This is a genomic window from Paracoccus sp. 08 (assembly GCF_024105395.1).
Classification (GTDB): domain Bacteria; phylum Pseudomonadota; class Alphaproteobacteria; order Rhodobacterales; family Rhodobacteraceae; genus Paracoccus; species Paracoccus marcusii.
Map to the genome: position 1 here is coordinate 56,700 of NZ_WEKR01000009.1, position 23,408 is coordinate 80,107.

Below are 23,408 nucleotides of genomic sequence, written 5' to 3' on the forward strand. Positions count from 1 at the left end.
GGGCGACCCCGGCAAGGTGGCGCGCATGAGCTTTCAGTCCCGTATCACCCGCCTTCCGCTGCCTGTCGACGCCGCCCGCGGGGCGGATGCGGCGGCGCTGTTCCCGACCCTGTCCGACCGGATGCGTGCCCTGATCGCGGGCGCCGCGGGCAGCAGCCCTTATCTGGCCGGCCTGCTGCGGTCCGAGGCCGACTGGCTGCCCGATGCGCTGGACCATGACGACGTCGTCGCGCGCGAGACGGCGGGCCTGCAATCGCTGGACGCGGATGCCTTGGGTGTGGCGCTGCGCCGCGCCAAGCGGCGGGTGGCGCTGCTGGCGGCGTTGGCCGATCTGGGCGGCGTCTGGACGCTGGAGCAGGTGACCGGCGCGCTGTCCGACCTGGCCGACCGCGCCGTCGACCTGGCCCTGCGCGCCCATGTCGCGACCGAGATCCGTCGCGGCAAGCTGCCCGCCACGGACGCCGATGCGGGCGGCATCTTCGCGCTGGCGATGGGCAAGGGCGGCGCGCGCGAACTGAACTACAGCTCGGACATCGACCTGATCGTCCTGTTCGACGAGACCGCCTATGCCGAGGCCGACCAGATGGAGGCGCGCGCCGCCCTGATCCGGGCCACGCGGCGGATGGCTGCGACCCTGTCCGACGTGACCGATCACGGCTATGTCTTTCGCACCGACCTGCGGCTGCGGCCCGACGCGGCGGTGACGCCGGTCTGCATCTCGACCGCCGCGGCGCTGGCCTATTACGAGGCCGAGGGGCGGACCTGGGAACGCGCCGCCTTCATCAAGGCGCGCGCGGCGGCGGGCGACATCGCCGCGGGCGAACGGCTGCTGCGCGAATTGCGGCCCTTTGTCTGGCGCAAGCACCTGGATTTCGCGGCCATTCAGGACGCCCATGACATGCGGTTGCGCATCCGCGACCACAAGGGTCTGGGCGGGCGGCTGGAGGTGGCGGGCCACAACCTGAAACTGGGCCGCGGCGGCATCCGCGAAATCGAGTTCTTCACCCAGACCCGCCAGCTGATCGCGGGCGGGCGCGACCGCGACCTGCAATGCCGCGACACGGTTGGCGGGCTGGCGGCGCTGGCCGCCAAGAACTGGATCCCCCGGGACGTCGCAGAGGAACTGACGGCGCATTACCGCGACCATCGCGACATCGAACACCGCATCCAGATGGTGAACGACGCCCAGACCCACAGCCTGCCCAAGGACGATCAGGGGTTGGCCACGATCGCCGCCCTGATGGGCGAGGGCGATGTCCAAGCCTGGTGCGCCCGGCTGAAATCGCGGCTGGAACGCGTGCATGCGCTGACCGAACGGTTCTTCGCCCCGACCGAACCGACCGAAAGCCTGCCCGACCTGTCGGACGAATCGCGGGCGGTGATCCAGCGCTGGCAGACCTATCCCGCGCTGCGGTCCGACCGGGCGCGCCAGATCTTTCGCCGGATCGAGGCGCCGCTCTTGTCGCGCATGGCCCGCGCGGGCCACCCGGCCGAGGCGCTGGCCCGCTTCGACAGTTTCCTGACAGGCCTGCCTGCGGGGGTCCAGCTGTTCTCGCTGTTCGAGGCCAATCCCCAGCTGATCGACCTGATCGTCGACATCTGCGGGACGGCGCCCGCGCTGGCCGCCTATCTGGCGCGCCATCCGTCCGTTCTGGACGGCGTGCTGGCAGGCAGCTTCTTCGCACCCTGGCCGCGGGAGGCCGGGTTGGTTCAGGAACTGGACGCGGTCCTGCAACGGGCCCTGAGCCAGCCTGGCGGTGGCTATGAACGGGCGCTGGATGCGGCGCGGCGGTGGGCGCATGAATGGCAGTTCCGCATCGGCGTCCATCACCTGCGCGGCCTGATCGGCGCGGACGAGGCGGCGGTGCAATACGCGGACCTTGCGGGCGCCTGCGKGGCGGCGCTGCTGCCGGTGACCGCCGCCGATTTCGCGCGCCGCCATGGCCCGCCGCCCGGCCGCGGCGCGGTCGTGGTGGGCATGGGTTCCCTGGGCGCGCGGGTGCTGAACGCCGGGTCGGACCTGGACCTGATCGTGATCTATGACGCGGATGGGGTCGATGGCTCGGACGGGCCGCGCCCGCTGGCCGCGCGTCCCTATTACGCCCGGCTGACGCAGGCGATGGTCACCGCCCTGTCCGCGCCCACGGCCGAAGGCCGGCTGTACGAGGTCGACATGCGGCTGCGCCCGTCGGGGCGGCAAGGGCCGGTGGCGACCTCGATCGACAGCTTCGGCACCTACCAGATGACCGAGGCCTGGACATGGGAGCATCTGGCCCTGACCCGCGCGCGCTGCGTCGCGCAGATCGGACCCGATGCGGATATGCTGTGCCAGCAGATCGAGACCCTGCGCCTGAAAGTGCTGGCCGAACGCGGCATCGATCCGCGCGTGCTGACCGATACGGGCCAGATGCGTGACCGCCTGTTCGCCGCGAAGCCGCCTGGCGGAGCCTTTGACGTGCGACAGGGGGCCGGGCGGCTGCAGGACATCGACCTGCTGGCGCAGAGCTGCGCCTTGCGGGCGGGAGATCCGGCACGGTCGACGCTGGCGCAGTTGCGGGCGGGTCGCCGGGCGGGGCTGCTGACGGCGGAACAGGCGGACCGCCTGTCGTCGATCTGGCGGGGATTGTGGCGCGTGCATGCCGCCGCCCGCCTGTTGACGGACAGGCCGCTGGACATGGACGTGATCGGGCGCGGAGGCCAGGATTTCCTGCTGCGCGAGGTGGAGGCCGACAGCCCCGATACCCTGCGTGATCGGCTGTCCGACGATTTCGCCACGGTGCAGGCCCTCGTCCAGGGACATCTGTCGGACGAAAGTCCGCCCGACTAGCCGCTGGCGGCGCGGTCCTGAGCATAGCGCATGGGATCCGGTTCGACTGCCGGCGCATCGATCTGGACCAGGTTGGGCTGTCCCGCGGTGGCCTGTCCGGCGCTGCTCTGCAGGTCCGCCGCCACCTCTGCCAGGGACCGGCCGCCGATCTGGCCCAGGACCGGGATCGAGACCATGCCCGGTGCCAGGGGGATGACGGGGGCATCCGCCGCCTCGACGAACAGGCCGTGGGCGGTCTTGTCCCAGTAGAAGGGCTTGGCCACGACCTCGTAGATGGCCTTCCATCCGGCCAGGCATCCAAGCGGAAAATAGAGATGCAGCGTCGGCACCCAAGGCATCAGATGGCGGTGCTTTGCCCCACTGACCGCACGCATGCCGACGAAGATGCTCAGCGCCTCGGACGCGACGAACAATCCGAACAGGCCGACGATCGCCCAAGAGCCTACCCCGGTTTCCAGCGGTGCGCGCAGCGGATGCGGCAGGCCAAAGGTCAGCAGCCAGAAGCTCCACAGGATCGGTGCCAGAAGGTATTGCGACAGCGCCCCCAAGAACTGGACCTGAAAGCCCCAGAAGCGCCACGCCCCCAGATCGCGGTAGAGCGCCGCAGGATCGCGCATGTGCACCGCCCAGGTCATCGCGTATCCCTTGAGCCAGCGCGACCGCTGCTTGACCCAGGGCAGGGCGCGGCAGTTCGCTTCCTCATCGGTCGTGGTCTCGATGATCTCTGTCCGGTATCCGCGCCGGGCCAGGCGGACGCCCAGATCGGCGTCCTCGGTCACGTTCCATGCATCCCATGCGCCGACCTGTTCCAGCAGGTGGCGGCGAAAGAACAGGGTGGTGCCGCCCAGGGGCACGATCAGCCCTAGACGCGCGACCCCCGGCAGCAGGATGCGGAACCAGCTTGCGTATTCGATGGTAAAGCACCGCGCCAGCCAGTTGGTGCGCGGGTTATAGTAATCCAGCGCGCCCTGCAGGCATGCGACGTCCGCAGGCGCAACATGAAAGCGGCGCGCAACCTTGTGCAGTTGATCGGGATCGGGTCGGTCCTCGGCGTCCCAGATGCCCACGATCTGGCCGCGGCAGAAGTTCAGCGCATAATTCAGCGCCCGGGGCTTGGTCTTGATCGGCCCGTCCGGCACCCGCACGACGCGGATCCAATGCGGCAGGCGCACGCCGTCCAGCGCGCCCTCGGTGATCTCGTCGCTGGCCTCGATCACCAGCAGGATGTCGGTCAGTTCCCGCGGATAGTCCAGCCGCGCCAGCCGTGCGACCAGCTTGCCCGCGACGTCCTTTTCGTGAAACAGCGGCACCATGACCGAGATCAGCGGCAGCGCGGCCTCCATCAGCAGGGGGACGGGATGACCCTGTCGGATGGCCAGCGCATGGGCATCCTGCTCGCGCAGCGCCCGCCGCGCGGCCAGGAACGACGCCAGCTTCAGCCCGCTCTGCGTCAGCAGGGTCAGCACGGCCCAGAACGTCAGCAGCCCCACGATCAGCGTCGGGACCAGGATCAGGCCGGCCGCGGTCAGGGCCAGCGCCGCGATCGCCAGGCGTGCCGTCCGGGCCTGATCCTGCGTGCGACAGCTTTCGATGGCGGGGACGCGCGTCTCCGCCTCGCGGATCAGGCGAGTCCGGCGGGAGTTCAGCACCCCGCCCTGGGCCTGGTCCGCACTGCACAGCAACATGCGGACCTGGCCGAACTGGCGCGGCAGCAGGGGCAGCACGGCCGCAAAATCATCGGGCCGCGCCGTCGCGATCCAGGTCACCCCGCCGATTCGCCGCCAAGGCAGCAGCCCGTGCGTCAGGCAGAACCCGGCCCCTGCGTCGTCGATCAGCCGCGGGTCGGCGGGCGTCACGTCGGGGTCGATGGCGGTGGTGCGCCACTGCCGCGACAGTGCGCGGGCCAGGGCGGCGGGCTGGACCATCCCCTGGGCCAGCAATACCTGGTCCAGCCGCAGGCGCAGCTTCTGCTGGATCACCGTCGCCTTGAGCAGGTCCCCCGCATCGACCGCCCCGTCTTCCAGCAGGATCTGCCCAAGCGACCGCCGGTCACGCGGCGCCAGCGTCGGCCCGCACAGGACCGCGCTGCCGGCGGTGGCCGGATCGGGCAGGTTGGCAGGCCGGGGCAGGGAGGCAGGCTGCGCCATGGTCGTTTCCCATCAGGATCGACCCGTCTTGGCACGTGAAGCGTTAACAGAAGATTAAGCGATCCCGCGCGACCGGCAAAATCCGGTCGCACGGGATGAATTCGTCATCAGGCGCGGCGCGCGCGCATCGAATCGGTGAACCGCTTGAACAGGTACAGGCTGTCCTGGGGACCGGGCGAAGCCTCGGGGTGGTGCTGGACGGAAAAGACCGGCTTGTCCTGCATGCGGATGCCGCAGTTGCTGCCGTCGAACAGGCTGACATGGGTCTCGATCACACCGACCGGCAGGCTTTGCGAATCGACGGCGAAACCATGGTTCATCGAGGTGATCTCGACCTTGCCCGTCTCGACGTCGCGCACGGGGTGGTTCGCACCGTGATGGCCGTGGCCCATCTTGACCGTCTTGGCCCCGAGCGCCAGCGCCAGCATCTGGTGACCCAGGCAGATGCCGAAGATCGGCATGTCGCGGCCCAGCAGGTCCTTGATCATCGGGACGGCATATTCGCCCGTGGCCGCCGGATCGCCGGGGCCGTTCGACAGGAACACGCCCTCGGGCTCGTGCGCCATCACCTCCTCGGCGGTGGCGGTGGCGGGCAGGACGGTGACATCGGCGCCATGGGCCACCAGAGAGCGCAGAATGTTGCGTTTCGCACCGTAATCCAGCGCCACGACCTTGAACGGCTTGTCGCCGGGTGCGGTGCCGAAGCCTGCGCCCCATTCCCACGACCCCTCATCCCACCGATAGCTTTGCGCGCAGCTGACGCCGCGGGCCAGATCCAGGCCGACCAGCCCCTGCCAGTCGCGGGCGCGGGCGATCATCGCCTCGATGTCGAAAGTGCCGTCGGGATCATGCGCCAGGACGACGTGGGGTGCACCCTGCTGACGGATCGCGCGGGTCAGGCGACGGGTGTCCACGCCGCCGATGCCGATGCGGCCGCGGCGGGCCATCCAGTCGGTCAGTTCGGACGTGCTGCGCCAGTTCGACGGCTCGGTCGGGTCCCACCGCACGACGATGCCGCTTGCGACCGGATCGGGAGCCTCGTCATCCTCCGGCGTGACGCCGGTATTGCCGATATGGGGAAAGGTGAAGGTCACGACCTGGCTGGCATAGGAGGGATCGGTCATGATCTCCTGATAGCCGGTCATCGCGGTGTTGAAGACCAGCTCGGCGACGACCTCGCCGGGGGCGCCAAAGCCCATGCCATAGAAGACGGTCCCGTCGGCAAGCGCCAGGCAGGCGGTCGGTTTAGCAGCCATGTCGGCACCTCTGGAATGAAATCAGCCGGTGAATAGGGGGCGGACGCCCCAAGGTCAACCCGCAGCGGCCCGGGAGCCGCGCTTGAAACGCAGGCGCCGGGGGGCTAGATGCGGTTCTTTCGGGCGCATCCCGCGCCTTGGGTTGGAGACGAAGATGGATCTGCGCGCCAAGCTGCAAGCCGCCACCAAAGAGGCGATGAAGGCCCGCGACAGCGCCCGGCTGTCGACGCTGCGCCTGATCGCCGCCGCCGTCAAGGACCGCGAGATCGCCGCGCGCAGCGGGGACACCGACGGCACCCTGACCGAGGGCGACCTGGTCATGATCCTGTCGCGCATGGTCAAGCAGCGCCAGGAATCGGCCAAGGCCTATGAGGAGGGCGGCCGTCTGGAGCTGGCCGCCAAGGAGGAGGACGAGATCGGCGTGATCCAGGAGTTCCTGCCGCGCCAGATGAACAGCGTCGAGACGACCGCCGCGATCGACGCGGCCATCGCCGATCTGGGTGCCGAGGGCATCCGCGACATGGGTCGCGTGATGGCCGCGCTGAAGGAGCGCCATGCCGGCCAGATGGATTTCGGTGCGGTGGGTCCGGCCGTCAAGGCGCGCCTGCTGGCCTGAAACCCGCGCGTCGCATCACGCGTTGTGCGGGCAGGAGGTGACCCCATGCCCGCACGATCCAAAGCCCAGCAACGCGCCGCAGGCGCCGCCCTGTCCGCCAAGCGCGGCGAGACGAAGGTCGGCGACCTTCAGGGCGCGTCCAAGGACATGTATCACAGCATGACCGAGGCAGACCTGGAAGACTTTGCCAAGACCGACCACGACGACCTGCCGGAGCGCGCCGACGACGACTAGCGCAGCCGCGCCAGCCGCCGCATCAGGTCGTCGCACAGGTCGCGGCGTTCATCGGGGGTCAGGAACGCGCCCAGCTCGATCTCGCGCTGGCCGTTGGACAGGGTCAGATAGGCCTCGACCGGACCATTGCGCAGGCCGGGGCGCACCCAATAGCTGTTGGTCTGCCACAGGCGCTCTGGACGTCCCGGATCGTTGCGCCGGATCTGCAGGCGGCTGCGGTCCATGACTAGCTCCTCGTGCGTCTGTCCGGTGCGATAGGTTTGGTGCAGGGCGATCCACACGCCCCCCACCGTCAGCATCATGAAGGGCAGCAGCCCCCACAGCACCTGCGTCCCCAGAACCGCCAGAATCGGTAGCAGCAGCAGCGTGGCCGTCGTTCCGATGAACCACACGAAGCCCCGTTTGGGCAGCGATCGGTGCGGCCACAGGGTCACGGTTTGCAAAAAGGCCCCGGACGTGTCCGGGGCCGTTTCTGTCCAACGATAGGGCATCGAGGGATGTGCCTTAGTGGGCCGGGCTGCGGTCCCAGTCCTCGCGCTTGGGCAGCTGCTCGAACGTGTGCTCGGGCGGGGGCGAGGGCAGGGTCCATTCCAGCGTGTCGGCGTACTCGTTCCAGTAGTTGTTCTGGGTGACGCGCTTGCCGGCGAACAGGGTGTAGAACATTACGCCGATGAAGAAGATGAACGACGCGAAGGACAGATAGGCGCCCCACGAGCTGATCGCGTTCCAGAAGGCGTATTCCACCGGATAGTCGATGTAGCGGCGGGGCATGCCCTGACGGCCCAGGAAGTGCTGGGGGAAGAAGGTCAGGTTCGCACCGATGAACATCGCCCAGAAGTGCAGCTTGCCGGCCCATTCCGGGTACTGGCGACCCGACATCTTGCCGATCCAGTAGTAGATGCCCGCAAAGATCGCGAAGACCGCGCCAAGCGACATGACGTAGTGGAAGTGCGCCACGACATAGTAGGTGTCGTGATACACGCGGTCCAGCGGCGCTTGGCTCAGCACCACGCCGGTCACGCCGCCGACGGTGAACAGGAACAGGAAGCCGAAGGCCCAGAGCATCGGCGTCTTGAACTCGACCGAGCCGCCCCACATCGTCGCGATCCACGAGAAGACCTTGATGCCCGTAGGCACGGCGATCGTCATCGTGGCCAGCATGAAGTAGCTCTGCTGGGTCAGCGACATGCCGACGGTGTACATGTGGTGCGCCCAGACGACGAAGCCCAGGATCCCGATCGCGGCCATCGCCAGTACCATCGGCAGGTAGCCGAAGATCGGCTTGCGCGAGAAGGTCGCGATGACATGGCTGATGATGCCGAAGCCGGGCAGGATGATGATGTACACTTCCGGGTGGCCGAAGAACCACAGGATGTGCTGGTACAGCACCGGGTCACCGCCGCCGGCCGGGTTGAAGAAGTTCGTGCCGAAGTTGCGGTCCATCAGCAGCATGGTGATGGCGCCGGCCAGGACGGGCAGGGCCAGCAGGATCAGCCAGGCGGTGATGAACACCGACCAGGCGAACAGCGGCACCTTGAACAGCGTCATGCCGGGGGCGCGCATGTTCAGGAAGGTGGTGATGATGTTGATGGCACCCACGATCGACGAGGCGCCCGAGACGTGAACCGCGAAGATCGCGAGGTCGGTCGAATAGCCGCCCTCGGTCGTCGACAGCGGCGGGTACAGCACCCAGCCGATGCCCGAACCGGGCTGCTGGTTGCCGCCCGGTGCCAGCAGCGAGGCGATGCCCAGCAGCAGGCCCGCGACATAGAGCCAGTAGCTGAGGTTGTTCATCCGCGGGAAGCTCATGTCCGGTGCACCGATCTGCAGCGGCATGAAGTAGTTGCCGAAACCGCCGAACAGCGCCGGAATGACGACGAAGAACATCATCAGCACGCCATGATACGTGATCATGACGTTCCACAGGTGACCGTTGGGGGTGCATTCGGCCGCGGCATCCGCGAAGAATCGCGCGCCTTCCATGCACATGTACTGCACACCCGGCTCGTGCAGTTCCATCCGCATGTAGACGGTGAAGCTGACCGAGATCAGGCCCGCCAGGCCGGCGGTGAAAAGGTAAAGAATACCAATGTCTTTGTGATTGGTGGACATGAACCAGCGGGTGAAGAACCCGCGTGTGTCATGATGGTCGTCGTGGCCGTGTGCGGCTGCGTCTGCCATACCCGAACTCCCTCAAGATGTCGTCGATCCGGCCTGTCGACCGTCATTATCACGCATTCTTTAGACCACCTGCCGGCACCGGGCAATGCGTCACAGTGGCCCCGGAGGCAAACGCCCCGGCCGGGTCCGAAAAACCCGGCCGGGGCGCCAAGGCGGCACGGGGCCGCGTCAGAGTGTTATTCGGCAGGCGCGTCCGGCGAAACCGAGGCCAGATAGGCCGCGACGTCCGCCTGGTTGCGGTTCAGCTTGAAGGTCATCTTGCTGCGGGCCGAATCGTCGCCCGACTTTTCCTTCACCCAGGCCGTCGGATCGGTCACGTAGGCGACCAGCTCCTCCTCGGTCCAGACCATGTCCGGGTTGGCTTCCTTGGCGGCCAGCAGGCCGTCGCCATAGTTGAAGCCTTCCATGTGGGCGATGGGCGCGCCGACGATGTTCCACAGGTTGGGACCGGTGGCCCCGCCCTTGACGATGTCGGTCCCGCTGTCGTCCTGGATCATGTGGCAGGCGCGGCATTTGCGGAATTCGCCCTCGCCCGCGGCGGCGTCGCCCGCTTCCTGCGCGACGGCGGGGATGGCTAGGGTCGCGCCCAACAGGGCGCCGACAATGGCTGATTTCATGCGTAGTTCCTCGCTGGGCCCTGGAGGGGCCGTGGTCTCCCGAAGGGCACCGTAGGACCAACGCGCCCCGGAAATCCAGCCATCGAAAGGTCGCATGGAAAGAATTGATCGCCGGCCTAGCCGAATGTGCGCGCAAAACCCTGGCGCAGCGCCACGTCCAGATCGGCCATCCCCACCGGCAGCCCCAGATCGACCAGCGAGGTCACGCCGTGCCCGCTGATCCCGCAGGGCACGATCCCGCCGTAATGCGACAGGTCGGGGTCCACGTTGACGGCGATGCCGTGAAAGCTGACCCATCGGCGCAGCTTGACGCCGATGGCGGCGATCTTGTCCTCGCGCATCTGGCCATCGGGCAGGGGGGGCTTGTCGGGACGCGGCACCCAGACGCCCACGCGCCCCTCGCGGATCTGGCCTGACACGCCGAAGCTGGCAAGCGCGTCGATCACCCACCCCTCCAGCTGTCCGACAAAGGCGCGCACGTCGCGGCCACGCCGGTTCAGGTCCAGCATGACATAGGCCACGCGCTGGCCCGGCCCGTGATAGGTGTACTGACCGCCCCGCCCGGTCTGGTGCACCGGAAAGCGCGCGTCCAGCAGGTCCTGGGGGCGGGCGCTGGTCCCGGCCGTGTACAGGGGCGGGTGTTCGACCAGCCAGACGGCCTCGAGGGCCTGGCCTGCATGGATCTGCGCCACGCGATCCTCCATCAGGGCCACGGCGTCGGCATGCGCGGTCAGGCCGCTGCTGATGATCCATTCAACCATGGTTGCGATGTGGCCTCTTCGTCCGTCCCCGTCAACATCCGTCGGCATCCGCAGAAACCGCTTTTCTTTGCAACCGGCCTCGGCTATCAGGCGCGCACTGCCCGGATGCGGCCGTGGCGGAATTGGTAGACGCGCAGCGTTGAGGTCGCTGTTCCTTAACCGGAGTGGAAGTTCGAGTCTTCTCGGCCGCACCATTTATTTGAGAAAAATTGTTCATTTACAGCTGGTTGAGATGGTGGGATAGTACTCAATCCCCCACCTTATCCCCCCTTTTGTGCTGCACTGCTTCTTGCATTTAGGGAAGACATTCGTAGGCGCTCCGAACGTAGGTCTGGGGACCTATGCCTCTACGTTTGAGATGAACAAGCTATCTTGTTAGAAGGTCTTGGTTAGTGCAGGTGCTGGCGCATCAAAGGATTCGATATCTCCGGGGGGGGGGAGGGCTGGAGGCGCCTAGGGTCCCATCCGCATAGAGTCTACCTCCTCAAGCGCCGGTCCTAAATTCTTGAAATCGTAAACTCTACAATTCACACGTTTTTGCTAGCGAAGTATACCTGGGCGATGGGTAGCGGCGCGGCGGCAACTTAGAGGAAGTATTTACGCCATTACCAAATCAGATTTCACTGCGAATAACGACGCTAGATGAGGGACTGTTCCGCCACCTTGTTTCCCGAGAGCGTCTCGCATCTTGTCTACGCTGGGATGTCTCCAGTGTTTTTGATAGGAATGGGGGAGGGTTGAGCAAATGGCCTTGGTGCCAAAAATCTCGGTAGCGACCCTAGGCCAATTCGGTCAGGACCCTCGTAACCGCGCTGAAGTGGTCCCAGTAGTATAGGTAAATAGTCACCTAGGAGACATGCGTGCTTTTGAAATAGTTCTAATTTCAGGCCTAGATGCGTCCGCTTCGATCGTGATCGAAATTACCTAATTTTTTTGATATTGACGTTGGTACTAGTGATGCATTGGAAATGTGCAGCTCCCATCGTCAGGAACCCCAATCTTCATACGCCAGAGGTTCCGCGCTCAGCTCGTCACGGACGATCCGCCACTGTGGCAGCATCTGATCGAGAAGGGCGACGAACTGTTTGGTGTGATTTCTCTCAAAAAAATGCGCAAGCTCATGAACGATCACGTACTCCAAGCATTGTGGTGGCTTTTTGATCAGTTCGAGGTTTAACCAAATCCGGCGCGCCTCAATGTTGCAAGTGCCCCATTTAGTCTTCATTCGCTTGATACCCCAGATTGGCGGGGTGATGCCGTATTCTGTCGCCCAGCGCTCCATCAAGGGTTGAGCTCGCGAACGAAGCTCTTGTCGGTACCAGTTAATGAACACCCGCTTTCGAATAGCAAGATCGCTGTCCTTGCGCACATAGAGATCAATTGTCGTGCTGTTGCGAACTGTGACCTGTCCCGCCTTGCAGCCGTCAATCAGGTTCAATCGGTACCGCTGGCCTAGAAAGAAGTGGGTTTCGCCTGATATATAGCGTCGCTCGGACTGGCGCGGTTGCGCCGTAAACTTGGCCTGCTGGCGCTTGATCCAAGCAAGGCGGGTGACCACAGCGAGGCGCACGGCCTCGTCGCTCATCTCTAGCGGCGCCGCAACTCGGACCCGTCCATGTGGCGGATAGACCCCCAGGTGCAAGTTCTTGATCGGCTTTCGAACTACCTCTACCTCGAAGCCTCCCACAGATAGCTGGTCGGCGTCAGTACTCATCCTGATTCCACACCAGCTCAAAGATTACGTCGAGCTTCCCAGGGTCAGCGACATGTTTCCTGATTGCATTCCGCACCTCCTTTTCTTTGAATTTGTTGCCGCGCCACGAATCCTTTTTCGTTAGGCGAATTTCATCGTCGACTGCCAACGCGAGGTCCTCGTCCCCATTGAGATTGTCGAAAAGCGCACGCTTCGCTTTCGAATTCAGCGCGGCTGGATAAGAAGCGACTGTTTCAATGCCTTGGGCCTTTTTTGTGAGATCAACAATCTGAGCAAGATACTCCTGATAATTCAGCGCGTCCCGCTTGCGCTGCTCGATCAGGGCATCCAGCAGTTCGGACATCTTCTCATAGTATTTCGGATTGATCGGCGTCTCGTCGATGATCAGCTTGCGGACGTTGTTCTCGATCGTCTCCGCAACTGCTTCTTTGCTCTCGCGAATGCCCTGGGGCAAGGCGTTCACGGCATCCGCCCCCCTCTCAACGATCAGCTGTATCAGCGAAACATCGTCAAAGGCTGAGATGACTTCGCTTTCTTCAGCGCGGATATAAGTGTCGATCAGGTGCCGCATGGCGGGCTCGTACATCTTTAGGTCGATATAGTCGCCGCTCGACAGCTTCACCTCGTTCCGCACCTTCTCGAAGTGGTCGACATCCGCCTTGATGCTAGCGACCTCGGCCTCGGAATAGCCGGCCTCTTCCATCTCGTTTGCCACATCGGCATAGGCGCGCAACAACGAGGCCACCAGCCGATAGAGGGTCAGCCGCTTCGGCTCGTTCTCCTTCAGCGCCGCCTTGTCGGTGGTGTCCTTTGCGCAGAAGAAGCGCTGGTAGGCGAGGGTATCGCGGGGCGGCCCAACCGGTTCGCATAGCGCCCGGACGGCTTCCAAGGCCTCGTCCAGTCTCTCGCGTGCCTTTTCAAGCCGATCAGACAGCAGGCCCGCGACATCCGCCTTGTCATAACCATCGAAAACCTCGGCCGTGTAATCCTTGATCGAGGTCTCAAGGCTCTTGAACAGGTCCTTGTAGTCGATGATGTAGCCGTATTCCTTGTCATCCCCGTCGAGCCGGTTCACCCGGCAGATCGCTTGGAACAGCCCGTGGTCCTGCATCTTCTTGTCGATGTAGAGATACGTGGCCGAGGGGGCGTCAAATCCGGTCAGGAGCTTGTCGACCACGATCAGCAGCTTCATCTGCCCAGGTTCGTCGATGAACTTCCGCTTCGCATCCTTCTCGAATGCCTCGGGCTCCTTCCCACCCAGCATCTTGTTGTAGATCTCGTACTGTCGAAGGCGTTCCGTCAGTCCCTCGCCGCTTTCCTCGCCCTTTATGTCGTTCGGCGAGGGCTTGTAGGAGGTGACAATCGCGCATTTGCCGGCCAGATCGGTCTTATCGAACAGCTCGTAGAACTTGCACGCCTGATAGATGCTCGAAGACACCAGCATGGCGTTGCCGCGGCCGCTTTGCAGCCGGTCCCGGGTCTCCATGTCCATCAGGATATCGGCTACGATCTTTTCCAGCCGTGACTGGCTAGAGAGGACTTTTTGCAACGTGCCCCAGCGCTTCTTCAGCTGCGCCTTGGCCATATCAGTCAGGCCCTTGGTCTTGGCCTCGAACCATTTGTCAATCTTCGCCTGCGACGTGATGTTCTGATCGATATCACGGGCCTCATAGCGCAGGTCCAGCACCACGCCATCCGACACCGCTTCGTCGAACTTGTAGGTGTGGATATAAGGGCCGAACACTTCGAGGCTAGTCTGCTTGTCGGCCTTCAGCAGCGGCGTGCCGGTGAAACCGATGAACATCGCGCTGGGCAGGATCGCTTTCATCGCCTTATGCAGATCGCCGCTTTGTGTGCGGTGGCACTCGTCCACGAGGACGAAGATGTTGCCCTTGGCCCGGAAATCCTTAGGCAGCGCGCTCCTCAAATCCTCGACGTAGCCTTCGACGTCCGCCTCGCTGTCCTCCTTGCCGCCGAACTTGTGGATCAGCGAGCACAGCAGCCATGGGTTCGTGTCGTTTAGCCGGGCGATCAGGTCAGCGCCGGATTTCGTGCGCAGGATTTCCTCGTTAACGCCGTTGAAAACCTTCTCGATCTGCTCGTCCAACTCAGTGCGATCGGTGATCACCACCACCCGGCTGTCGGGCACGTTCTCGCGTATCCATTTGGCCAGCCATACCATCGTCAGGCTCTTGCCCGACCCTTGAGTGTGCCAGATGATACCGCCCTCACGTCGACGGATGTGGTCCTGCGCTGCGTGCACACCGAAATACTGGTTGTGACGGCAGGTCTTCTTCACGCCGGCGTCGAACACCAGAAAATCGTGGATCAGTTCAAGGAACCGGGGCTTGGCACACATCTGGACCAGCGCGCGGTCCAGGGGGTTTTCTGGCCCGCCTTCCTCTTTCCATGTCAGCCAGTACTTTTCGGGCGTCTCGATGACGCCATAGCGCAGCCCCTCGGTGTCGTTCCCGGCCATGACCAGTTGAATGGTGGTGAAGAACGGCTGGATGAAGACCCGCTTCTGGTTGTCGAGGCTCTGCCGGATGCCCTGGGACACCGATACGGTCGACCGCTTCAGCTCCAGCACGCCCAGCGCAATCCCGTTGATATAGATCACAACGTCCGGGCGCTTGCCGAAGGATTTGTCGCCTGCGGGCTTCACCGCGACCTCTTCGGCGATGGCGAAATGATTGGCATCAGGGTTTGCCCAATCGATCAGCCAGACGGTGCGGGTCTGGTCGCCTACATCGGCCTTCACCTTTACCCCGTAGCGCAGCAGGTCATAGATCGCGCGATTGGTGTCGTAGAGGCTGCGGGATTGGTCGCTGGCGACCTTCGTCAGCTGCTGGATCGCGCGAGTGATTAGTTCTGGGGAATAGCCCTGCCTTTGCAGGAAGGAGCGCAGATACTCGTCCTCGATGTTGCGGTTTGGGCGGCCGATCTTGTCGGCGCGATCGATCCAGTTGCCTAGGTAGTGATAGCCCAACGAATTCCGAAACAGGTCGACAACGCGCTTCTGGGTTCTTCTCTCAATCTGGCCAACGGTGCTCATCGTGAACTATGCCTCAACAGAAACGCGGCGCGGCGCCCAAATCCAACCTTCCGATGCCGGGGTGTCATCGGTTGGGGATTCAAGGCGCTCGCGGTTCAAATCGAAATCTCGGGCGATGCGCGCGCAGACCTCGGCGTCATGGATATCTGCGTCGCGGCCGGTTTTCGGGATCGGTTCAGTTCCAACCTGCAACCCGAGGCGGGCGCGGCAGAGTGCCGGGTAAGTTTCGATCACGGTCAGATGCTTTCCATCTGTCCAGATGCCGGGCGACAGGCGCTGTGGGGCAAAGCGGGCGACCACGTGCATGGCCTTCGTCGCTTGGCTGCCGATCATGTCCTTGATTGCCGAGAGCGGTGTGACCCCTTCGGCCACCAGCCGCCGCTCGGTGTGCCGGAAAAGGTAGGGGTTCGCCGCCGATCGACCGATCTGATCGACCGGGGTGCCACCCGCGATCAAACTGGCGAAGGCCTCGGGGAAGCCAAGCGGCGCGTCGATAGCGAGCGTGGCGTGTGGGGACTGCCCGGGATTGCCAAGCTTGCAGAGCGCGAGCAGCTCGGCGAGGAACGCCGCGGGCGTGGTTGCACTGTTGATCGTCTCGCGCAAATTGCCCCGCCAGGGCTGCCCGATGCACTGGCCTGTGTGATCCAGCACAACCAGCGCGTCGCGGCTGTTCTGGTTCTTGTCGCAGTTCCAGCCGCCGACATCCCAGCCGACGAACAAGTGTTCGCGCTGGGCATCGACCACCGTCATACCAGCCGCACCTTTCCAGTCAGCAGGTTCTGCATCATGCCCTGCTTGATGGTGCGGGCCTTTTTGGCCTCGGCGTCCAGAGCGGCGAGCTCTGCGTCCATGTCGGAGAGCACCTCGGCGATTGCGACTTGTTCATCCAGAGGCGGACAAGCGAATTCTACCTTTAGAAGAGCCCGCTTTGAAAGATTATAGCGTGTTGCTCCCTGTGCAAGCGACGCGAGCAGGTCTCTGCCTTGCTGACTGCGGAAGTAGCCAGCCAGAAACAAACCATTTGCAGCGGCATCCGACTTAAGCCGGAAACCAAAGCAGAAGCTGTTAAGGTATAGGTCCTCGACATTTTCTGCCAGCAGCGCACACATTCCAACCTCTTCAGGCGTTTCCGAAGAGCCGTTGAAGAAAAGATCGCCAGCGCGGGCTTGGTTCTGGGTCTCCCCGGGCCTTACGTCGACTCTCTCTAAACTATTGGGGTCGACAACGACATTGGCCATTATGTTCATGAAAGGAATATATTTTGCAGAACCATGCCCAAAATCCACCTTGGATTTCCCAGTCAGCCCACCATAAGTCGAACCCAACTCCCCCAACCGCTTCACCTCCCAGTCGCCCGAGAAGCCCGGCAGGCGGGTTTTGCCGGTTAGGAGCTGTTGCATGGCGGCCTGCTTGAGGTCGTGCTTTTTGGCAATCAACGCCTCCAACGCCGCAATCCGCGCATCCGCATCTGAAAGCGCCTCTGCGATCGCACTTTGCTCTAAAAAATCGGGCACCGCGAAAAGAAGGCTTCCAAAAGTCTTCTTAGAAATTATCGCGGTTGCCGTGATGCCTGCGTTCGCTTTTAGTCGGTCGACACTATGCTCCATCAGATAGTAGATGAATTCAGGAGAACACGAGGAGCGCGGAACGACGGCATTAATCTGCTGATTGCATGATCCGGCCCTCCTCAGTATCGCATTTTTCCCTATGCTTGCGATACATGTGACCAGCACTGTATTTTGGGGAAGAGCACGCAAACGTCCAATGCCCGCGGCAGTTATTGACCTTTCAGTTTCAAATATGTCTCGATACCCCTTTATATCGCTTGGGGTCACCCAAGGATACCCACTCCCCCAAAGGTCGCGGATACCGGTAGGTGGTGTACCACCAGTCAAGATTTCGCCAAGGCTGTTTAGAGGCGCGCAGACCCAGTCTTCAGGAACCACCCCAACCTCTGTCTGCTTGTAGCCCGGCCTGATCTTCTCCTGCATCGTCACGCGGCGAACCCCATCCGTTTCAGGTGCTCTGCCACCTTCGCGCCCAGGGCCTGCGCGCGATCCTCCAACACCAGCAGCGGCGCGGCATAGCGTTCGGTCAGTATCTTCACCCGCCCGGCCAGCGCCTGGCTGACGCGATCACCCTCGGCCGCCACATCGCCTTGCACCCGCGCCAGCCACTTGTCCTCGACGATCAGCGTCTTCACCTGATCCTCGGTCAGTTTCGCGTAGTGCTTGACCGTGGCCTCATCCAGCGCCGCCTGCGCCTCCTTCACAGCTTTGGCCGCACTCGCCTCGGCCTCGATCAGCCGCAGCGCCTGTTTGAGCATGGCCATCTCCTCGGCCGCGTCTCGGTCGTGGCGGATGTCCTTGATCCGGTCCTTGACAGACTTCGTGGTCAGCTTGCCCTTTTCGGTCCTGGCGTCGGCCAACAGCCCATCCTCGCCGCCGTGTTCCTCGTCCAGTTCCTCGATCGCGCGGGCGGCTTCCTCGGCCTTGGCTTCCAGCGCCTCCAACGCGGCCTTTTCAGCTGCGAAGAACCGGGCCACGATCAACGCGGGCGGGATCAGTTCGGCTTTCAGCTTGCGCCGGCCCAGCGTGATGTCGGGCGTTTCGGTGAACTTGCCCTCGGCGTTCTTTACCAGTTCGCGGATCACGCGCCCTGCCTTCCAGCCGTCCTGCACAAGGATATAGACATCGTCCTGCATGACCTCGGACCAATAGGTCATGAGGTGCTGATACACGTCATAGCCGTCGATCAGCGGCACGGGTTTGAAGCGTTCCAGCAGATCCTCGGAGATCACATGGATCAGGTCCTTGGGCTTGTCGCCGATGGCAATGCCGCGCAGCCGGTCGATATGCGCCGCGCGCCATGCGTCGAAGATCGTGGTGACGGTGTCGGCATAGGCGGCGAATTCGGCGTGGTTCAGGATCGCGCGCTTGACCTCGGCCGCCTCGACCTTCGGCGTCAGATATCTCGGCCGGTCGCCGGGAGCGAAGAGATCGTGACGCACGGCGGGCATGACCTGCCAGAAGTCACCCAGCGCATCCACATCGCGCACCGGGATGCCGCCATTCAGATGCGCCTCGATATCCTGCAGGTCCTCGGGTTCCGAGGCGTCGATGTAGCGGGGGATGTTGAGGTTGAAGTCCTTCTCCTCAATCTCGGCCAGCGGGACCATGCGCGAGTACTTGTCGATCTTGACCTGCTTGGTGAAGGCATCGACGATCTTGTGGATATCCTGGCTGCGCAGGCGGTTCTTGTTGCCGTCCTTTACGAAGCCTTTGGAGGCGTCGATCATGAAGATGCCGGTACGAGTCTGGGCGTATTCCTTGTCCAGCACGACGATGCAGGCGGGAATGCCGGTACCGTAGAACAGGTTCGCCGGCAGGCCGATGATGCCCTTGATATAGCCGCGCTTGACGATCCAACGGCGCAAGGTGGACTCGGCATTGCCGCGGAAGAGGACGCCGTGGGGCAGAATGACAGCGCCCTTGCCCGTGGACTTTAGCGAAGCGATCACGTGCAGCAGATAAGCGAAATCGCCGTTCTTCTGTGGCGGGCGCTCGCCCTCGACCGTGAAGCGGGCAGTGAGGTTGGTCTTGCCCTCATCGAAAACACCCGTCGACCACGCCTTGTCCGAGAAGGGCGGATTGGCGACCACGTAGTCGAAGGTCTTCAGGCTGCCGTCCGGGTTCACGAAGTGGGGGGCTGAAAGCGTGTTCCCCTTCCAGATTTCCGCGGTCGGGCAATCGTGCAGGACCATGTTCATCTTCGCCAGGGCGCGGGTGGCGACATCCTTTTCCTGGCCGTAGATGGTCAGGTCATAGGGCGCCTCGTCATGCGCCTTGAGCAGCAGCGAGCCGGAACCGCAGGTGGGGTCGTAGATCGTCTGATCCGCGCTGCGGGCAGCGCCGATCCCTATTACCTTTGCCATAATCCGCGACACCTCGGATGGGGTGTAGAACTGCCCCTTGCTCTTGCCCGACTCGGTGGCGAAGTGGCGCATCAGGTATTCATAGGCATCGCCTAAGATATCGTCGCCATCCGCGCGGTTCTTGCGGAAATCCAGCTCCGGGCGATTGAAGATAGCGACAAGGTTCGAGAGCCGATCGACCATCTCCTTGCCAGTGCCGAGCTTCTCCGGGTCGTTGAAGTCGGCAACGTCGATCACACCCTTTAGGTCATTCGCTTCGGCCAGCCTAGCGATGATGATGTTGATCTTTTCGCCGATATCCTTGTTGCCACGCAGCGCCACCATGTCAGCGAAGTTACCGCCCTCGGGGATCTCGATCAGCCCGTCCGGATCGCCAGCGTACTTATCTGAAACATATTTTACGAAGAGCAGGACGAGAACGTAGTCCTTGTACTGCGACGCATCCATTCCGCCTCGAAGCGCATCGCAGCTTGCCCAGAGAGAGCTGTAGATTTCGGACTTTTTAACTGCCATGTGTTTTCTGCTCTATTCCTTGAGGCGATCCGATGTTTGGAAGCATTCGATCCGCCTTAATCGCCTTTAACCGCTCGTATTTTTCAATCGCTATCGTCACGATCACTTTTGCCCTACTCGGCAATGGCCATTAGCTCAACTCCGGCCAGACTGGTCAGCTGTCCGAAGCCAAATTCCGTGTCTTTCGCGCTCCGGGTCTGCATGTTGTTCCTGCGTTTGGTCCACTAAGCTTTTGTCTAATATGGCTCAATTTAGCAATAGCGTCAGTTACGTTGGTCCAAGGAAGAAGGTGGGTTCGACGTCACTAAGTCGTCCTCTGCTGACTTAAGCTGAAGGAAAGCAGTGCCAGCACGCGAGTCGGTGGCGTCTCTGCGCTGGGTACCAGGGCCTTTCCACTTAGCCATCGCATCAACTGATCGCGTTACCTGCAATGGATTAGCAGCAAAAGCGGTAAGACCGCATGTCTTTTTCATCGGCCCGCGCGTGATGGATCAGCCTGTATTCTGATCGCATGGCGGCAGGTGCCGTCGTTTTTGCGATGGAGAAAGGCATGACGAGCGAACAGTCAACGATCTATGTTGGAATCGACGTTTCCAAGGACAAACTCGCGGTTGCGATAGCCGGTGGTGAACGTCGTGATGACGTCCTGAGCCTAGGCACGTTCGAGAACACTCCTGCCAGTGTCAGCAAGCTGCTGACGCCATGCGTCTGGCACGCCTGCTACGCGCAGGAGAATTGACGGCTGTCTGGGTCCCTGACGAAACCCACGAAGCAATGCGCGATCTGGTCCGCGCCCGGGAAAGTGCCGCAGAAGACCAGAGGCATAAACGCCAACTCGTGTCGGCTTTCGTGCTGCGCCACGGTCGAGTCTACCAACGGACCAGGCCGTGGACGATGCGGTATCGCCTATGGCTTCAAAGCCTGACCTTTGATCACCCCGCCCATCAGATCGCCCTTCAGGAAATGCTGCAGGCCGAACGAAACGCGACAGAACGTCTCGACCGGCTGACCGGGCATATCGAGGCACTGGTGCCGGAGTGGGACCTTGCCCCGGCGGTGAATGCGCTTCAGGCCTTGAGAGGCGTGGCATTGATCAGCGCCGTCACCTTCATGGCCGAGATCGGCGATGTGCGTCGTTTCGAGTCGCCAGTGAAACTCATGGCCTACCTGGGGCTCGTGCCGAGCGAATACTCGACAGGCAAAACGACAAGACGTGGCGGCATAACCAGAGCAGGCAACGCCCGCGTGCGCCACAAACTGATCGAGGGGGCTTGGACCTACCGTCTGCAGGCGCGACCCGGCGAGCGGAAGCTTTACATCCTTAGGGAGCAGGCACCGGACGTTCAGGACATTGCCTGGAAAGCCCAGTCACGCCTGACCGCGCGATATCGCAAACTTATTCAGCGCGGAAAGAGATCAACTGTCGTGACAACCGCTATTGCGCGGGAAATGGCCGCATTCATGTGGGATATCGCTCGACGAACCACACCTACGCACTGAACGAGGCCCTATAAACGCCCAATGGCGGGCGCGAGGTCAACGGTAGGGGAATATCCGACACTCGCTTTGTGGCCGGCTCAACGCTGACGCCCGTTGTAAGACAGGAATAGCCCCGAGACGCACAATCGGTCATGCGGTATCCAACCCGCGCATCAGAGCTTGTTCACCGACGTCTTCAGACCTCGTGCCCACCCTTGGGCGTCAAAACGGCAGCACACGCCATGGCGTCTGAAGACGCATGAAAAAATGCTTGAAAAAAGACATCAGAGCGAGATCGATACGGCTAAGCGCGAGGCATTTGCGCGAGCATATGCTGATTGCGGAAACGCCTCCCGTGCCGCGCGACAGGCGGGTGTGCCGGATCAGTCCGCGCACAGCATGGGCTATAAATGGCTGCGCGACCAGCGGGTGGTGGAACTTGTACGGGACGCCATGAACGACCGCCTCAAGGCGCTGGGGCCGCTTGCTATCGGGGTAGTGCGAGACATCCTCTTGAGCGAGCAGGTCTCAGCGCAAACCCGGCTGCATGCTGCGCGAGACATCCTCGACCGCTTGGGCTGGGTGCCTCCACGGCGAGTTATCCAAGAGGAGCGGGTTCAAAAATCCGTAAAGGAAATGTCCAGGGCAGAACTGGAGGAATTGGTTGGTAGCATGACCGGCGTTGATGCTGACTACGATGATGACGGGTGGACGGCTGGTGACGGAAGCGGTGCCCTCACAGCTTATCGATAGGACCCGAAATGGGCCATTTAATCGGGGGCCCTGCCACGAAACAGGTCCCCGAGACGACGTACGTTACGCCCCCTTAGGGGGGGCGTAGCGTACGTTTGTCGGCCCGGTTTGACTAAGGCCTCGGTTCGGCCAGAAGCTTCGACGTACATACGTCGAACGTTCTACGCCTTCAGCCAGATTTCGTCACCGCTTCCTTGGAGAACCCCCCGTTTGAGGAGAGAAGAAATAGCCTCGTTGACGTTTCTCGGGGTGAGCTTGCCCTTGAAGTCTGAGGCAGAAAGCGAAAGAGCATACCTGCGAAACGCTTCGCGATCGGCCTTCTGAATAAGACCCCCTGCGTCGCACCCTTCCGAAAGACGGTACTCGGTGCCAAATGCTGCCAAGAATGCAGGGAGCAGCTTCAGGACGGCAGCTTGGGCAAAGCCGCCCGCCTTGGCAGTCACGCTGGAATTGCCCTCCACAAACTTGATGTGGCAGGACGTTACCCTCCGGCGCCCATCATCAAGTCCGAGTTCGACAGTTTCGAGGCAGAAGTAGTGCTTCCAACCAAGTTCAAGATCGCGCTGCTTGGTTGCTCTCACCTCGATATGGTCTCCCTCTCGGCGGACTTCCAGCACTGTCTCAGCTTTCGCGGGAAGCGTACTGCTGCCACGAGCACCCCGTTCAGTGTCTTTACCTGTGTGATGGATAATCACGACCGTCGCGCCGAGTGTGTCCTTGATGGCCGCAATCCGGTTTAGAACGACGCCCATATCTGCAGCCGTATTTTCATCTCCTCCCCCAAAGCACTGGGCCAGCGTGTCAATGACGATCAACCCGACTTTTCCTTGAGTTCTTGTGACGCGCTGCGCATAGGCCACGATCGCGGAGGCGTCCGCGTCACTGCTATACAGATCGACTTGCGACCGCAGCACGACGAGCTTGGGAGAGCGGGGCCCTGGGATTGCAGCAAGTCGGTTCTCGATGCCTCCCGTTCCTTCTGCCGAAATATAGATCACTGCCCCTTGGCGCACCTTGTGTTCACCAAAGGCTTCGCCGCTGGCCACGGCATGGGCCATACCCAGGGCATAGAAGGTTTTTCCGGCTCCAGGAGGGCCATAGAGGACCGCAAGGCTGGGGTGCTGCAGAATCCCTTCGATGAGATGGTTCTGGGTAAGCCTGGGCTTTGCAGCGTCGGCTGGAAGAGCAGAGAAGCAAAACTCCTCCACCCGTTTCATTGCAGCCGGCGTGGGCGGCGGAAGAATGCGGATCGCCCCGGCCACGGGAACGTCTAGGGCGTCGCTGGACGTATCCTCAAACATGGTCAAGTCACGTTCGATGT

Annotated in this window: 16 protein-coding genes, 1 tRNA gene and 1 pseudogene; 6 read left to right on the forward strand and 12 right to left on the reverse strand. The window is 62.6% G+C overall.

Features of this window, described 5'->3' with window-relative positions; translation table 11 throughout:
• Positions 1 to 25: 25 nt before the first annotated feature.
• Complete coding sequence (locus GBO37_RS04850; protein ID WP_252927546.1) at positions 26 to 2,827, forward strand: glutamine-synthetase adenylyltransferase; 2,802 nt, start codon at positions 26 to 28, stop codon at positions 2,825 to 2,827.
• Here the strand turns inward: GBO37_RS04850 and GBO37_RS04855 are convergent.
• Positions 2,824 to 4,974 carry a glycosyltransferase family 2 protein gene (locus GBO37_RS04855; RefSeq protein WP_252927547.1) on the reverse strand — a complete coding sequence of 717 codons (2,151 nt, stop codon included), beginning with the start codon at positions 4,972 to 4,974 and terminating at the stop codon, positions 2,824 to 2,826. The two genes, GBO37_RS04850 and GBO37_RS04855, sit on opposite strands and share 4 nt — an antisense overlap.
• A gap of 107 nt (positions 4,975 to 5,081) precedes the next feature.
• Entirely contained in the window at positions 5,082 to 6,230 is a 1,149-nt protein-coding gene (gene carA, locus GBO37_RS04860; RefSeq protein ID WP_252927548.1) for a glutamine-hydrolyzing carbamoyl-phosphate synthase small subunit, read from the reverse strand.
• Positions 6,231 to 6,384: 154 nt separating this feature from the next.
• On the opposite strand from carA, the gene GBO37_RS04865 reads away from it, so the two are divergent.
• Entirely contained in the window at positions 6,385 to 6,846 is a 462-nt protein-coding gene (locus tag GBO37_RS04865; RefSeq protein ID WP_046001160.1) for a GatB/YqeY domain-containing protein, read from the forward strand.
• A gap of 45 nt (positions 6,847 to 6,891) precedes the next feature.
• Positions 6,892 to 7,080, forward strand: coding sequence for a DUF3008 family protein (locus GBO37_RS04870; RefSeq protein ID WP_252927549.1), 189 nt, complete (start codon positions 6,892 to 6,894; stop codon positions 7,078 to 7,080).
• On the opposite strand, the gene GBO37_RS04875 is transcribed toward GBO37_RS04870, so the two are convergent.
• The 4 genes from GBO37_RS04875 to lipB form a co-directional block, all read right to left on the reverse strand.
• A complete protein-coding gene (locus GBO37_RS04875) occupies positions 7,077 to 7,571 on the reverse strand; it encodes a DUF2244 domain-containing protein (RefSeq protein ID WP_252927550.1) in 495 nt (164 codons plus the stop codon). The genes GBO37_RS04870 and GBO37_RS04875 overlap by 4 nt on opposite strands.
• 13 nt (positions 7,572 to 7,584) lie before the next feature.
• The gene (locus GBO37_RS04880; RefSeq protein WP_252927551.1) at positions 7,585 to 9,261 is read right to left on the reverse strand and encodes a cytochrome c oxidase subunit 1; all 1,677 of its coding nucleotides are present in this window, start codon (positions 9,259 to 9,261) and stop codon (positions 7,585 to 7,587) included.
• 176 nt (positions 9,262 to 9,437) lie between these two features.
• On the reverse strand, positions 9,438 to 9,878 hold the full coding sequence (locus GBO37_RS04885; protein ID WP_045981595.1) for a cytochrome c family protein: 441 nt from the start codon (positions 9,876 to 9,878) through the stop codon (positions 9,438 to 9,440).
• A gap of 116 nt (positions 9,879 to 9,994) precedes the next feature.
• Positions 9,995 to 10,639, reverse strand: a complete 645-nt coding sequence (lipB, locus tag GBO37_RS04890; protein ID WP_252927552.1) for a lipoyl(octanoyl) transferase LipB — start codon at positions 10,637 to 10,639, stop codon at positions 9,995 to 9,997.
• 107 nt (positions 10,640 to 10,746) lie between these two features.
• Here lipB and GBO37_RS04895 point away from each other — a divergent pair.
• Positions 10,747 to 10,833 (forward strand) — tRNA-Leu (locus GBO37_RS04895).
• 791 nt (positions 10,834 to 11,624) lie between these two features.
• Here the strand turns inward: GBO37_RS04895 and GBO37_RS04900 are convergent.
• Genes GBO37_RS04900 through GBO37_RS04920 form a run of 5 tightly spaced genes read right to left on the reverse strand, consistent with a single transcriptional unit; the run spans position 11,625 to position 19,855 of the window.
• Positions 11,625 to 12,353 carry a M48 family metallopeptidase gene (locus GBO37_RS04900; protein WP_256479919.1) on the reverse strand — a complete coding sequence of 243 codons (729 nt, stop codon included), beginning with the start codon at positions 12,351 to 12,353 and terminating at the stop codon, positions 11,625 to 11,627.
• Positions 12,343 to 15,408: a type I restriction endonuclease subunit R gene (locus GBO37_RS04905; protein ID WP_252927556.1), complete on the reverse strand. Its 3,066-nt coding sequence runs from the start codon at positions 15,406 to 15,408 to the stop codon at positions 12,343 to 12,345. Before GBO37_RS04905 ends, GBO37_RS04900 begins: the two co-directional genes overlap by 11 nt.
• A 6-nt stretch (positions 15,409 to 15,414) precedes the next feature.
• The gene (locus tag GBO37_RS04910; protein ID WP_252927558.1) at positions 15,415 to 16,158 is read right to left on the reverse strand and encodes a DUF429 domain-containing protein; all 744 of its coding nucleotides are present in this window, start codon (positions 16,156 to 16,158) and stop codon (positions 15,415 to 15,417) included.
• On the reverse strand, positions 16,155 to 17,399 hold the full coding sequence (locus GBO37_RS04915; protein ID WP_252927598.1) for a restriction endonuclease subunit S: 1,245 nt from the start codon (positions 17,397 to 17,399) through the stop codon (positions 16,155 to 16,157). Before GBO37_RS04915 ends, GBO37_RS04910 begins: the two co-directional genes overlap by 4 nt.
• A 2-nt stretch (positions 17,400 to 17,401) precedes the next feature.
• Positions 17,402 to 19,855, reverse strand: coding sequence for a type I restriction-modification system subunit M (locus GBO37_RS04920; protein WP_256479926.1), 2,454 nt, complete (start codon positions 19,853 to 19,855; stop codon positions 17,402 to 17,404).
• Between the two features lie 550 nt (positions 19,856 to 20,405).
• Here GBO37_RS04920 and GBO37_RS04925 point away from each other — a divergent pair.
• Both GBO37_RS04925 and GBO37_RS04930 read left to right on the forward strand, forming a co-directional pair.
• Positions 20,406 to 21,355 (forward strand): annotated as a pseudogene (locus GBO37_RS04925) (IS110 family transposase).
• Positions 21,356 to 21,601: 246 nt separating this feature from the next.
• On the forward strand, positions 21,602 to 22,087 hold the full coding sequence (locus tag GBO37_RS04930; protein ID WP_252927562.1) for a terminase small subunit: 486 nt from the start codon (positions 21,602 to 21,604) through the stop codon (positions 22,085 to 22,087).
• A gap of 161 nt (positions 22,088 to 22,248) precedes the next feature.
• On the opposite strand, the gene GBO37_RS04935 is transcribed toward GBO37_RS04930, so the two are convergent.
• Positions 22,249 to 23,388, reverse strand: coding sequence for an AAA family ATPase (locus GBO37_RS04935; protein ID WP_252927564.1), 1,140 nt, complete (start codon positions 23,386 to 23,388; stop codon positions 22,249 to 22,251).
• Positions 23,389 to 23,408: the final 20 nt, after the last annotated feature.